The organism is Amycolatopsis sp. FDAARGOS 1241 (assembly GCF_016889705.1).
GTDB lineage: Bacteria > Actinomycetota > Actinomycetes > Mycobacteriales > Pseudonocardiaceae > Amycolatopsis.
In genome coordinates this window covers 7239832-7252267 of the sequence record NZ_CP069526.1, presented here as the reverse complement: position 1 = coordinate 7252267, position 12436 = coordinate 7239832, and the positions used below count along the sequence as shown (strand labels likewise).

The 12436-nt window shown below is 70.7% G+C and carries 10 protein-coding genes; 7 read left to right on the top strand and 3 right to left on the bottom strand.

Annotation, left to right across the window (positions count from 1 at the left end):
* The first annotated feature begins 27 nt into the window (after positions 1-27).
* Positions 28-816, top strand: coding sequence for an alpha/beta fold hydrolase (locus I6J71_RS35325; RefSeq protein WP_204090819.1), 789 nt, complete (start codon positions 28-30; stop codon positions 814-816).
* 81 nt (positions 817-897) lie between these two features.
* Here I6J71_RS35325 and rpmB read toward each other — a convergent pair whose 3' ends face one another.
* Positions 898-1089, bottom strand: a complete 192-nt coding sequence (rpmB, locus tag I6J71_RS35320; protein ID WP_003091970.1) for a 50S ribosomal protein L28 — start codon at positions 1087-1089, stop codon at positions 898-900.
* 133 nt (positions 1090-1222) lie between these two features.
* On the opposite strand from rpmB, the gene I6J71_RS35315 reads away from it, so the two are divergent.
* Genes I6J71_RS35315 through I6J71_RS35305 form a run of 3 tightly spaced genes read left to right on the top strand, consistent with a single transcriptional unit; the run spans position 1223 to position 5504 of the window.
* Positions 1223-2815: a DAK2 domain-containing protein gene (locus tag I6J71_RS35315; protein ID WP_204090818.1), complete on the top strand. Its 1593-nt coding sequence runs from the start codon at positions 1223-1225 to the stop codon at positions 2813-2815.
* 2 nt (positions 2816-2817) lie between these two features.
* Positions 2818-4971 carry an ATP-dependent DNA helicase RecG gene (gene recG, locus I6J71_RS35310; protein WP_204090817.1) on the top strand — a complete coding sequence of 718 codons (2154 nt, stop codon included), beginning with the start codon at positions 2818-2820 and terminating at the stop codon, positions 4969-4971.
* Positions 4968-5504: a GNAT family N-acetyltransferase gene (locus I6J71_RS35305; protein WP_204090816.1), complete on the top strand. Its 537-nt coding sequence runs from the start codon at positions 4968-4970 to the stop codon at positions 5502-5504. Before recG ends, I6J71_RS35305 begins: the two co-directional genes overlap by 4 nt.
* A 162-nt stretch (positions 5505-5666) precedes the next feature.
* Here the strand turns inward: I6J71_RS35305 and I6J71_RS35300 are convergent, their stop codons facing one another.
* Positions 5667-6275, bottom strand: coding sequence for a TetR/AcrR family transcriptional regulator (locus tag I6J71_RS35300; protein ID WP_204090815.1), 609 nt, complete (start codon positions 6273-6275; stop codon positions 5667-5669).
* A gap of 31 nt (positions 6276-6306) precedes the next feature.
* On the opposite strand from I6J71_RS35300, the gene I6J71_RS35295 reads away from it, so the two are divergent.
* Positions 6307-7524, top strand: coding sequence for an erythromycin esterase family protein (locus I6J71_RS35295; RefSeq protein ID WP_204090814.1), 1218 nt, complete (start codon positions 6307-6309; stop codon positions 7522-7524).
* A 2-nt stretch (positions 7525-7526) separates the two neighbouring features.
* Here the strand turns inward: I6J71_RS35295 and I6J71_RS35290 are convergent, their stop codons facing one another.
* On the bottom strand, positions 7527-7850 hold the full coding sequence (locus tag I6J71_RS35290) for a DUF4288 domain-containing protein (protein WP_204090813.1): 324 nt from the start codon (positions 7848-7850) through the stop codon (positions 7527-7529).
* Between the two features lie 137 nt (positions 7851-7987).
* Between I6J71_RS35290 and I6J71_RS35285 the strand changes: the two genes are divergently transcribed.
* Together I6J71_RS35285 and I6J71_RS35280 are read left to right on the top strand one after the other, a co-directional pair.
* The gene (locus I6J71_RS35285; RefSeq protein WP_204090812.1) at positions 7988-8914 is read left to right on the top strand and encodes a S8 family peptidase; all 927 of its coding nucleotides are present in this window, start codon (positions 7988-7990) and stop codon (positions 8912-8914) included.
* A 142-nt stretch (positions 8915-9056) separates the two neighbouring features.
* Entirely contained in the window at positions 9057-12434 is a 3378-nt protein-coding gene (locus I6J71_RS35280) for a pyruvate carboxylase (protein WP_204090811.1), read from the top strand.
* The last annotated feature ends 2 nt before the right edge of the window (positions 12435-12436 follow it).

Below are 12436 nucleotides of genomic sequence, written 5' to 3'. Positions count from 1 at the left end.
GATGAACCCGACCCTGGGAGGAAACCCATGACCACCACCGTCACTTCCGCCGACGGCACGCCCATCGCGTTCGACATCTACGGCGCGGGCGCACCCGTGCTGCTCGTCGGCGGCGCCGTGAACGACCGGACGACCGTGGCGGCGCTCGCCGTCGTGCTGGCCGACGCGGGCTTCCAGGCCATCGCCGTCGACCGGCGGGGCCGCGGTGAGAGCGGGGACGCGCCGGTCTACAGCGTCGAGCGCGAGCTGGACGACCTCATGGCCGTGATCGAGGCCATCGGCGGTTCGGCCGCGCTGTTCGGTCACTCGTCGGGCGCCATCCTGGTGCTGGAAGCGGCGGCCCGCGGCCTGCCGGTGAACAAGGTGGCCGCGTACGAGCCACCGTTCATCGTCAGCGGTCGCCCGCGACCCGCCGACGACCTCGCCGAGCGCCTCAGCGCCCTGCTTGCCGACGGCAACCGTGAAGGCGCCGTGGAGTTGTTCCTGACCGAGGGTGTTTCCGTGCCGGCCGAGGGGGTGGCCGCCATGAAGGGACAGCCCGTGTGGGACTGGTTCGTGGGCTACGCGCACACGCTGCCCTACGACATCACCGTCACCGGCCCCGGCGGCCGGCTGCCCGCAGCTCGGCTGGCCGCCATCACCGTGCCCGTGCTCGTGCTGTCGGGTGGGGCGGGGGAGGCCTGGATGGGTGCTTCGGCCCGGGCTGTCGCCGAGACCGTGCCGCACGCCCGGTACGAAGTGATCCCCGGACAAGACCACGGTGTGCTCAACGCACCCGAGTCGCTGCGTTCCGTGCTGACGGACTTCCTGAAGTGACAAAATGGCGAGTGCTCGGTGAGCACTCGCCATTCGGCGGTTTCGGGTGCCCTCACGGAGCACCCGGCAACCTCAACTGCGTCAGCCGCGCACGACCTTGCCAGCCTTGATGCACGAGGTGCACACGTTGAGGCGCTTGCGCTGGGACACGCCGACCTTGGCGTGCACAGTCTGGATGTTCGGGTTCCACCGGCGGTTGGTACGCCGGTGGGAGTGCGAGACCGACTTGCCGAAGCCGGGTCCCTTGCCACAGACGTCGCACACGGCAGCCACGTCGAACTCCTCTGGATCTGGGACAAAGAATGGCGCCCAGACTCGCTGGGCAACTCGACCATAGTAACGAGTGGCTCCGGGTGGTTCGTCGTGGGGTCGATACGCTCGCGGGAACCGGCGAGGAGGTTACGGGGTGCGGGTGCTGGACGTGGCGGCGGTGTCGGCCTGGTCGGCGGCGTGCGTGCACAGCTTGGCGGTGCTCCGGCCGGCGATCAACGGCATCAACGTCTACCCCGTCGCCGACTCCGACACGGGCTCGAACCTGCTGCACACGATGACCGGCGCGCGCGATTCCCTGGCGGCCGCGCAACCGAGCGACGCGGCGGACGCGCTGGCCGTGCTGGCCCGGGGTGCCGTGGCCGCCGCGCGGGGAAATTCGGGCGTGATCATCTCCCAGGTCGTGCGGGGCATCGCCGACTGGGCGGCCGACGGCGCCGAACTCGACGGCGCGGGGCTCGCGGGAGCTCTCGGACATGCCGACCGCGTCGCCACCGGAGCGGTGAGCCGGCCCGTCGCGGGGACGATGCTGACCGTCCTGCACGTCGTGGCCGCCGCCGTTCAGGGCGACACGCGATCGCTGGGTGAAGTCGCCGCCACGGCCGCCGCGGCCGCCGCGTCCGCGCTGGAGGAGACGCCCAAGCAGCTGCCCGCGCTGGCCAAGGCGGGGGTCGTCGACGCCGGGGGACGAGGGCTCGTCGCGGTGCTCGACGCGCTGGCCGGCGTCGTCACGGACACCGCACCGGAGCGCGACCACGAGCTGTCGTTCGCGATCGAGCTGTCGGCCGCTGACCCCGCGCCGTACGCGTGGGAGGTCATGTACTTGCTGGACGGTGTCGACGAAGCGCGGCTGCCGGCGTTGCGCAAGGAGCTGAGCGGCTTCGGCGACAGCGTCACGGTGGCCGGCGACGGTTCGGGCAGCCACGCCGTGCACGTCCATTGCGCCGACATCGGCGCGGCGATCGAAGCAGGGCTGGAGCTGGGGCGGCCGCGGCGGATCCGCGTCGAGCCGCTGATCACGCCGACGCCGATCGAGCCGGGAGGCGGGCTGGACCGGTCGGTGGTGGCCGTCGTCCACGGCGGGGCGCTCGCCGAGCTGCTGCGGGCCGAGGGCGTCGCCGTGCTGGCCGTGCCGGACGACGAGACGCCCGGCGTCGAGGACATGATCGGGCTGTTCAACGAGGCTGCGGGCCGGCACGTGACGGTGCTGCCGGGCGGCTTGGACCTCACGGCCGCCGCCGACACCGCGGCCGGGCACCCGATGGCCGGCGACCGGGACGTCGTGGTGATCCCGTGCGCGTCGCCGGTGCAGGTGCTGGCCGCGCTCGCCGTGCACGACGAGGGCCGCCGTGTGAACGACGACGTCGTGGCCATGGCCGAAGCCGCCGCGGCCACCAGGCGTGGCGAGCTGCGGATCTCGACCGAGGAGTCGCTAACCTGGGTGGGCCGGGCCCAGTCCGGTGACGTGATCGGCCTGGTCGACGACGAGGTGGTGCTGATCGAGCCGGCACCGGCCTCGGAAACGAGCCTCGTCGCGGCCGCGATGAGCGTGCTCAACCGCATGCTGGCGCTCGGTGGTGAGCTGGTCACCGTGCTGAGCGGGGAGGCTGCGCCGCCGGGCGTGACTGGCGAACTGGCCGACCAGCTGCGGCACGAGCACCCCGAAGTGGAGTTGACGAGTTATGCCAGTGGCCAGGCGGGAGCCGTGCTGCTGATGGGAGTCGAATAGACATGGCCGGGCTGCGCGACAAGCTGCCGCTGCTGCTGGGGGCGAAGACGGCGAAGGCGCTGTCAGGTTCCCTCGGCATCGAGACCGTCTCCGACCTGCTGCGCCACTACCCGCGCCGGTACGCCGAGCGCGGTGAGCTCACCGACATCGCCGGCCTGGAGCTGGGCGAGCACGCGACCGTGCTGGCGCGGATCGAGAAGATCAGCAAGCGCCGCATGAAATCGCGCAACGGCACGATCCTCGACATGGTCATCACCGACGGGAAACGGCGGCTGGCCTGCGCGTTCTTCAACCAGGCGTGGCGCGAGAAGGAACTCGTGCCCGGCAAGACGGGCCTGTTCGCGGGCAAGGTGACGGCATTCCGCGACACGCTGCAGCTGGCCAACCCCGAGTACGAGCTGCTCGACGCCGAGCGCGAAGCCGAGGCCGTCGACAGCTTCCTGGCCGAGATCATCCCGGTGTACCCGGCGGCGCAGGGCATGCCGACGTGGTCGATCGCGAAGTGCGTGCGGCAGGTGCTGGACGTGCTTGAAGTGCCGGCCGATCCGATGCCGGAGGAGCTGCTGAAGCGCCACGGCCTGCCGGGCTTGGAGCGCGCGCTGCGCGGCATCCACCGGCCCGAGGACTGGGCGCACCTGGAGACCTCGCGCCACCGCCTCAAGTGGGACGAGGCCATGGCCGTGCAGCTGATCTTCGCGCAGCGGCGCCATTCCGCGGTGTCGCGGCCGGCGAAGGCCAGCCCGCACACCGACGGCGGCCTGCTCGACGCGTTCGACAAGCGCCTGCCGTTCGACCTCACGGGCGGCCAGCGCGCGATCGGCGACGAGATCGCCGCGGATCTGTCCAGTGAGCACCCGATGAACCGCCTGCTGCAGGGCGAGGTGGGTTCGGGTAAGACCGTCGTCGCGCTGCGGGCGATGCTGCAGGTCGTCGACTCCGGCCGGCAGACGGCGATGCTCGCCCCGACCGAGGTACTGGCCGCGCAGCACGCGCGTTCGCTGCGCGAGATGCTCGGCGAGCTCGGGATGGCGGGGGAGCTGGGGGCGGCGGAGAACGCCACGCGCGTGACACTGCTCACCGGCTCGCTGGGTGCGAAGGAGCGCAAGAAGGCCCTGCTGGAAGCGGCGAGCGGCGAGGCCGGGATCGTCGTCGGCACGCACGCCCTGATCCAGGACCACGTGCAGTTCGCCGACCTCGGGCTCGCGGTCGTGGACGAGCAGCACCGGTTCGGCGTGGAGCAGCGGGACGCGTTGCGCTCGCGTGGGGCGGACGACACTTCGCCGCACGTGCTGGTGATGACGGCGACGCCGATCCCCCGCACGGTCGCGATGACCGTGTACGGCGACCTGGAGACGTCCGCACTGCGCGAGATGCCGGTGGGCCGGTCGCCGATCAAGACGACCGTGGTGCCGGTGGCGGAAAAACCCGCGTGGTTCGACCGCGTCTGGGAGCGGGTGAACGAGGAGGTCGCCAAGGGGCACCAGGCGTACGTCGTGTGCCCGCGCATCGGCGACGAACCCCCGTCGGACAAGAGCGACAAACGTCCGCCGCTGGCGGTGCTGGATGTGGCGCCGGACCTGGCGGGCGGGGCGTTGAAGGGGCTGCGGGTCGCCGCGCTGCACGGCCGCATGCCGCCCGACGAGAAGGACGCGGTGATGCGTGCCTTCGGCGCCGGCCAGATCCAAGTCCTGGTGGCGACGACCGTCGTCGAGGTCGGCGTGAACGTCCCCAACGCCACCGCGATGGTCATCCTCGACGCCGACCGGTTCGGCGTGAGCCAGCTGCACCAGCTGCGCGGCCGCGTCGGCCGCGGCAGCGTGCCGGGGTTGTGCCTGCTGGTGACCGAAACCCTCGACGGCACCTCGACCCGCGAACGCCTCGCGGCCGTCGAGTCCACCACCGACGGCTTCGAACTGTCCCGTTTGGACCTCGAACTCCGCCGCGAGGGCGACATCCTCGGCGCCGCGCAGTCCGGCAAGCGCTCGGGGCTCAAGCTGCTGTCCCTGCTGCGCGATGAGGACGTGATCACCGAGGCTCGTGCGCAGGCCCAGGAAATCGTGGTGCGCGACCCGTCGCTGGCGTCCTACCCTGGCCTCGCCCAGATGGTGTCCGACGTCGTGGACATGGAACGCGCGGAGTACTTGGAGAAGAGTTGACGGCTGCCGCCCCCGCCTCCGTCCGGCCCGCGGTCGTCTCCGATGCTCCGGCGATCGCCCACGTCCACGTCGCTTCCTGGCAAGCCGCGTACGACGGACTGTTGCCCGCCGAGTTCCTGTCGGGTCTTTCGGCCGGCGCCCGCGAGCGCTTCTGGGCACGGAACCTCGCGGATCCGCCCGTGCACCAGACGATCCTGGTCGCAGTGACGCCTGACGGTTCCCTCGCCGGCTTCGCCGCGGCCAACTCCAGCCGCGACGAGGACGCCACGACCGAGACGGGTGAACTCGCCTCCCTTTACCTGCTCCCCTCGCACTGGAGCCGCGGTGTCGGCCGCCTCCTCCACGCGGCCGCGGTCGCCGCACTGACCGCCGAGTTCTCGACCGCGATCCTGTGGGTCCTCGCGACCAACACGCGTGCCCGCACCTTCTACGAACACGCCGGCTGGATCCTCGACGGCCGCACCAAAGTCGAAACCGTGGCCGACGGCGCGGTGACGCTGGAAGAGGTCCGGTACCGGCTCGCCCTCCGCTGAGGCGCCGGGGCTCGGTCGGGTCCTGCTGCATGGGTGGCGCTGGCGTGGGTCGCTGATGGCGCTGTGGTGTCGGAAGTACTTCAGTACCGGCTCGCGGCGGCGGCAGGCTTCTGGCCCTTGGGGCGCGAGGCCGCGGCAGCCCCTGAGTTCGTCGTCACTCCCTCATTTCCGGACGAACACCCCCGCCTTCGCCGCCGCCGCCGCGGCGTCGGCCGCCGTGCGGGCGTCCGTGGGGGTGAGGGGTTCGCGCGAGATGAACAGGCGGTAGAAGACGGGGCCGCTCGCCACGCGGATCACCTCGTCGGAGTCCGTGCCGGCCGGTACTTCGCCGCGCGCCACGGCACGGGTCACGAGTACCGACGAACGGGCGTGCCGGTCTTGATAGAACGCGTGCAGCGCCTCCGCCGCGGAATCCGAGTGGAAGGCGGCCAGCACCGACGCCGTCGGGAGTTCTCGCAGGCCGGGTTCGGTGAAGTAGCGGATCAGTTCCAGCAGCACCTCCTTCAGATCGCCCGCCAGTGAGCCGGTGTCGCGCGGCGTCCAGGGCTGCTCCGTGCCCATGCGCAGGGCTGCGGCGACGAGGCCGTCCGTCGAGGCCCAGCGGCGGTAGATCGTGGTCTTGTGGACACCCGAGCGGTCGGCGACCGCCTCGACCGTCAGGTTCGTGAAGCCGCGCTCGGCGAGCAGGTCCAGCGTCGCCTGCAGCACGGCGATGCGCGTGCGTTCGGTTCGCCCACCCGGTCGGCGGGTTCCGGCCGATTCACTTAGCAAGTGCTACTCCTGTTGCGTTAGTGTGCCCAGTATGCCAGACCTCGACTTCCGAACGCCCTTCTCGCCCGACGACGTCACGCCGATCGCGGACCTGATCGGCGACGCGCGCATCGTCGCGATCGGGGAGAACAACCACCACATCCGCGAGTTCGGCCTGCTGCGCAACCGGCTGCTGCGCCACCTCGTCGATGAGCGTGGTTTCACCGTGCTCGGCTTCGAATCGGGGTTCGCCGAAGGAGAGCTCGTCGACAGCTGGCTCCGCGGCGCACCCGGCGACGTCGCCGACATCGGCCGCGACGGCTTCACCTTCTCCCTCGGCGACTCACCCGAGGTGCACGAGATGCTCACCTGGCTGCGCGACCACGGCGGCGTTCGCTGTGCCGGCCTCGACGTCCCCAGCTCCGGCGGCTCACCCGTCCCAGCGCTACAAGCCGTGCGACGCTACCTCGAAGACGTGGACCCCGAGGTCGTTCCTCTGGTCGACGCCGGGCTCGCCGCTTCGGAGCCGTACGCGTCGGTCAGCAGCGCCATCGCGCCCGGCCGCTACGCGACGATGGCCGCGCCCGCGCGCGACGCGGCAACCGCCGCGTTCAGCACCCTCCTCGCACACTTGCGTGCCCTGGCGCCCGTGTACGAGCAGCGTGGCGACCCGAGCGCTCACGCCATCGCCGAACACCACGCGCTCGGTGCGCTCCGCCTTGATGCCTACCAGCGTGAGCTGGCGGCGATGATGGCGGGCGTCGCGCCGTCGATGCAGAGCTCCTCGCGCGACACGTACCTGGCGTCGACCGTGAAGCTGCTTCGCCGGCTGCACGGCGAGGGCGCGAAGATCGTCGTGATGGTCCACAACGGACACCTGCAGCGCGTGCCGTTCGTGCCCGCGCCGGGCATGGTCTTCCCCTCGGCCGGCACGCACCTGGCCGCCGAGTTCGGCGACGACTACTTCACCCTCGGCGTCACGGCCGGCACCGGCACCACCACGGGTCTCACACCGGACGAGGCCGCGCGCCTCGGGTTCCGCGTCCACGCGGACGAACTGCCGCCGGTCGCGGACGGCAGCGTCGAAGCCTCGCTCGCCGACTCCGGGCCGTGCCTGGTCGACCTGCGCGCCAACCGCGCGAAGGGTGTGGCCGGGCCGACGAGTATGCGGCACGCGCACCTGTTCACGTCCGTCGACGTCGTGCAGGCCTTCGACGCGCTCGTGTACCTGCCGACGATGTCGGTCAGCGACCACGTCCCGGCGGACTGAGCTCACCCCGACAGCAACGGCTCGAACCGCCGGTAGGAGCCGTAGTCGCGGAAGTGGCGGGCGTACAGGTCGGCGTCGCGCGCGAGGTCCTCGTCGAGGGCCTGCGCGACGTCGACCACGTGTTTGCACCGCCACGTGATCAGCTCACCGCACTCGTTGCGGTGGCTGCCCGACTCGGCTTCCGCCCGCCGGCGGACGGCTTCGCGCGCTTCGCCTTCGCTCGCCGCGTGCACGAGGACGAAGTCTTCGCGATACAGCGGGTCGTACGCGGGTGAATCACTGGTCGCCTCGTAGAGGATTACGGCGACGTACGGTTTCTCACTCATCATTCCTCCTGGTCCGGTTCTTGATCACTGTCTTGAAGAGGCCGGGTGGGGGCAAGAAGGTTTCCCGCCGAAACAGGGACCAGCCCATCGGGTGACGTCGAGTTGCCGAGGGCACCCGGCCGGGATACCACGCAGGAATGCGGATCCGTGGGCTTCTTCCGGTGACAGTGACCATCCTCCTGGTGGCGACGGCGAATTCGCCCGCACTCGCGGCCGGCGGCGGCACGCAGGACAATCCGCCGAGCTGGGCGCTCGACCGGATCGACCAGCGGAGCGGCCTCGACCAGAAGTACCGCTACGAAAGCGATGCCTCGGACGTCACCGTGTACGTGATCGACAGCGGCGTCGACGCGAAGCACCCCGACTTCCAGGGTCGCGTGCAGCCGGGCAAGGACTTCCTCACCGGCGGCGCCGACACGTCCGACACCAACGGGCACGGCACGCGCGTCGCCGGCATCGTCGCCGGTCGCAGCTACGGCGTTGCCAAGGGCGCGCAGATCTTCCCGGTCCGCGTGCTCGACAAGGACGGCGGCGGCAGCACCGACAACATCCTCGCGGGCCTCGACTGGGTCGCACAGAACGCGCGCCAGCCGGCCGTCGCGTACCTCGGCATCGGGGGCGTCGCCAACCAGCAGCTCGACGACGCGGTGGCCGCGCTCGCCGCGGTGATGCCCGTCGTCGTCCCAGCGGGCGAAGGCGGCGAAGACGACAGCCAGGTTTCGCCCGCGCGGGTCCCCGCCGCGCTGACCGTGGCGGCGAGCGACGTGCAAGACCAGATCGCGACTTTCTCGGATTTCGGGACGCCGGTCGACCTCTACGCGCCGGGCGTCGACATCCCGGCGCCGCTCGCGGGCTCGTCGAACGCCGGCACGCTATCGGGCACCTCGATGGCCGCGGCCGTGGCGGCGGGCGCCGCCGCCGTCTACCGCTCGCGGCACCCGGATGCCGCGCCCGCGGACGTCGACAAGGCGTTGGTGCAGGCAGCGACACCAAACGCGCTGAAAAACGTGCCTTCGGGCACAGCCAACCGATTGCTTTGCACCCTGCCCGCTCAGGCCTTCTGACTGTTGCGGGAAGCCCGAGTTGCCCGCATCATGCACGCAGGTCGGCGCGAATGATGTCCATCACGTGGAATCTGTCTCCCGGAGAGCGAGATAAACCGGGTAACGTGCCTTCACTACCGATCCGAAACGGGAAGGACCGGGCATGTTCCGCAAGGTGCTGGTGGCCAACCGCGGTGAGATCGCGATCCGAGCGTTCCGCGCAGGCTACGAACTGGGGGCGGGCACGGTTGCCGTGTTCCCGCACGAAGACCGCAACTCGCTCCACCGGCTGAAGGCCGACGAAGCCTACGAGATCGGCGAACCCGGTCACCCGGTGCGCGCGTACCTCTCCGTCGAGGAGATCGTCAAGGCCGCCAAGAAGGCGGACGCCGACGCGGTCTACCCGGGTTACGGCTTCCTGTCCGAGAACCCCGATCTCGCGCGCGCGTGCGAGGAGGCCGGGATCACGTTCGTCGGACCGAGCGCCGAGATCCTGGAGCTCACCGGCAACAAGGCACGCGCCGTCAAGGCCGCGCGCGACGCCGGCGTGCCGGTGCTCGGCTCGTCGGAGCCCTCCAGCGACATCGACGCGCTGGTCGCCGCGGCCGAGGAGCTCGGGTTCCCGGTGTTCGTCAAGGCCGTCGCCGGCGGTGGTGGCCGCGGCATGCGGCGTGTCGAGGACCCGGCCCACCTGCGCGAGTCCATCGAGGCCGCCGCACGCGAGGCCGAATCCGCGTTCGGTGACCCGACGGTGTTCATCGAGAAGGCCGTGGTCGAGCCGCGGCACATCGAGGTGCAGATCCTCGCCGACAGCGAGGGCAACGTCATCCACCTCTTCGAGCGCGACTGCTCCGTTCAGCGCCGCCACCAGAAGGTGGTGGAGCTGGCCCCCGCGCCGAACCTCGACCCGCAGCTGCGCGACCGCATCTGCGCCGACGCCGTGAAGTTCGCGCGCCAGATCGGCTACCGCAACGCCGGCACCGTCGAGTTCCTCCTCGATCGCGACGGCAACCACGTGTTCATCGAGATGAACCCGCGGATCCAGGTCGAGCACACGGTGACCGAGGAGGTCACCGACGTCGACCTCGTGCAGTCGCAGATGCGCATCGCCTCCGGTGAGACGCTCGCCGACCTCGGGCTCGCGCAGGACAAGATCTACCTGCGCGGCGCCGCGCTGCAGTGCCGCATCACGACGGAAGACCCCGCCAACGGCTTCCGCCCCGACACCGGCATGATCAGTGCCTACCGCTCGCCCGGCGGCTCGGGCATCCGCCTCGACGGCGGCACCGCGTTCTCCGGCACGGAGATCAGCGCCCACTTCGACTCGCTGCTCGTGAAGCTCACCTGCCGCGGCCGCGACTTCAAGACCGCCGTGGGCCGGGCCCGTCGTGCCGTCGCGGAGTTCCGCATCCGCGGTGTCGCCACGAACATCCCGTTCCTCCAGGCGGTGCTCGACGACCCGGACTTCCGCGAAGGCCGCGTCACGACGTCGTTCATCGAGGAGCGCCCGCACCTGCTCACCGCTCGTAGTTCGGCGGACCGCGGCACGCGCCTGCTCACCTACCTGGCCGACCAGACGGTGAACCGCCCGCACGGTGAACGCCCGCGCACGCCCGACGCCACGACGAAGCTGCCGAAGCTGCCCGCCGACCTCGTGCCGCCGGACGGCTCCAAGCAGAAGCTCACCGAGCTGGGCCCGGCCGGCTTCGCCCGCTGGCTGCGGGAGTCGCCGCTGCTCGGCGTCACCGACACCACGTTCCGCGATGCCCACCAGTCCTTGCTCGCCACGCGCGTGCGCACGAAGGACCTCCTGGCCGTCGCCCCGGTCGTCGCCGCGACCGTGCCGCAGCTGCTTTCCCTCGAGTGCTGGGGTGGCGCCACCTACGACGTCGCGCTGCGCTTTCTGGCCGAGGACCCGTGGGAGCGCCTCGAGCAGCTGCGCAAGGCCGTGCCGAACATCTGCCTGCAGATGCTGCTGCGCGGCCGCAACACCGTGGGCTACACGCCGTACCCCACCGAGGTCACGCACGCCTTCGTCGAAGAAGCGGCCGCCACCGGCATCGACATCTTCCGCATCTTCGACGCGCTCAACGACGTCGAGCAGATGCGCCCGGCCATCGACGCGGTCCGCGAAACCGGCACTGCCGTCGCCGAAGTCGCTCTTTGCTACACCTCCGATCTCTCCGATCCCGGGGAAAAGCTCTACACGCTCGACTACTACCTGAAGCTCGCCGAGCAGATCGTCGGAGCGGGTGCGCACATCCTCGCGATCAAGGACATGGCGGGCCTGCTCCGCGCACCGGCCGCCGCGAAGCTCGTGACGGCGCTGCGCAAGGAGTTCGACCTCCCGGTGCACATCCACACGCACGACACCGCGGGCGGCCAGCTGGCCACCTACCTCGCCGCCATCCAGGCGGGTGCGGACGCCGTCGACGGCGCGGTGTCGTCCATGGCCGGCACCACGTCGCAGCCGTCGCTCGGGTCGATCGTCGCGGCGACCGACCACTCGGACCGCACCACGGGCCTGGACCTGCAGGCGATCGGCGACCTCGAGCCCTACTGGGAGAGCGTGCGCAAGATCTACGCTCCCTTCGAAGCCGGCCTCGCCTCGCCCACCGGCCGCGTGTACCACCACGAGATCCCGGGCGGCCAGCTCTCCAACCTGCGCACGCAGGCCATCGCGCTGGGGCTCGGCGACCGCTTCGAGGACATCGAGGCCATGTACGCCGCGGCCGACAAGATCCTCGGCCACCTCGTGAAGGTCACGCCTTCGTCCAAGGTGGTCGGTGACCTCGCGCTGCACCTCGTCGGCGCGGGCGTCTCCCCCGCGGACTTCGAGGCGGAGCCCAACAAGTTCGACATCCCGGACTCCGTGATCGGCTTCCTCCGCGGCGAGCTCGGCGACCCGCCGGGTGGCTGGCCGGAACCGTTCCGCACCAAGGCTCTCGAAGGCCGGTCGGCGGCCAAGCCCGTGGTGGAACTGTCCGAAGAGGACCGCAAGGAACTCACCGACAACCGGCGCGGCACCCTGAACCGGCTGCTGTTCCCAGGGCCGACGAAGGAGTTCGAAGCCCGTCGCGAGGCCTACGGTGACACGAGTGTGCTGTCGAGCAAGGACTTCTTCTACGGTTTGCGCCCGGGTGAGGAGTACGCGGTCGACCTGGAGCCCGGTGTCCGGCTGCTCATCGAACTGGAAGCGATCGGCGAGGCCGACGAGCGCGGCGTGCGCACTGTGATGTCGACGCTCAACGGCCAGCTCCGGCCGATCCAGATCCGCGACCGCTCGATCGCTTCGGACGTCCCCGTGACCGAAAAGGCCGAGAAGGGCAACCCGAAGCAGATCGCGGCGCCGTTCGCCGGTGTGGTGACGCTGCAGGTGGCGGAAGGCGACCAGGTCGAGGCCGGCGCGACCGTGGCGACGATCGAGGCCATGAAGATGGAAGCGTCGATCACCGCTTCGGCGGCGGGCAAGGTCGGGCGGTTGGCGATCACCTCCGTTCAGCAGGTCGAGGGCGGGGACCTCCTCATCGTGCTCGAGTAGCG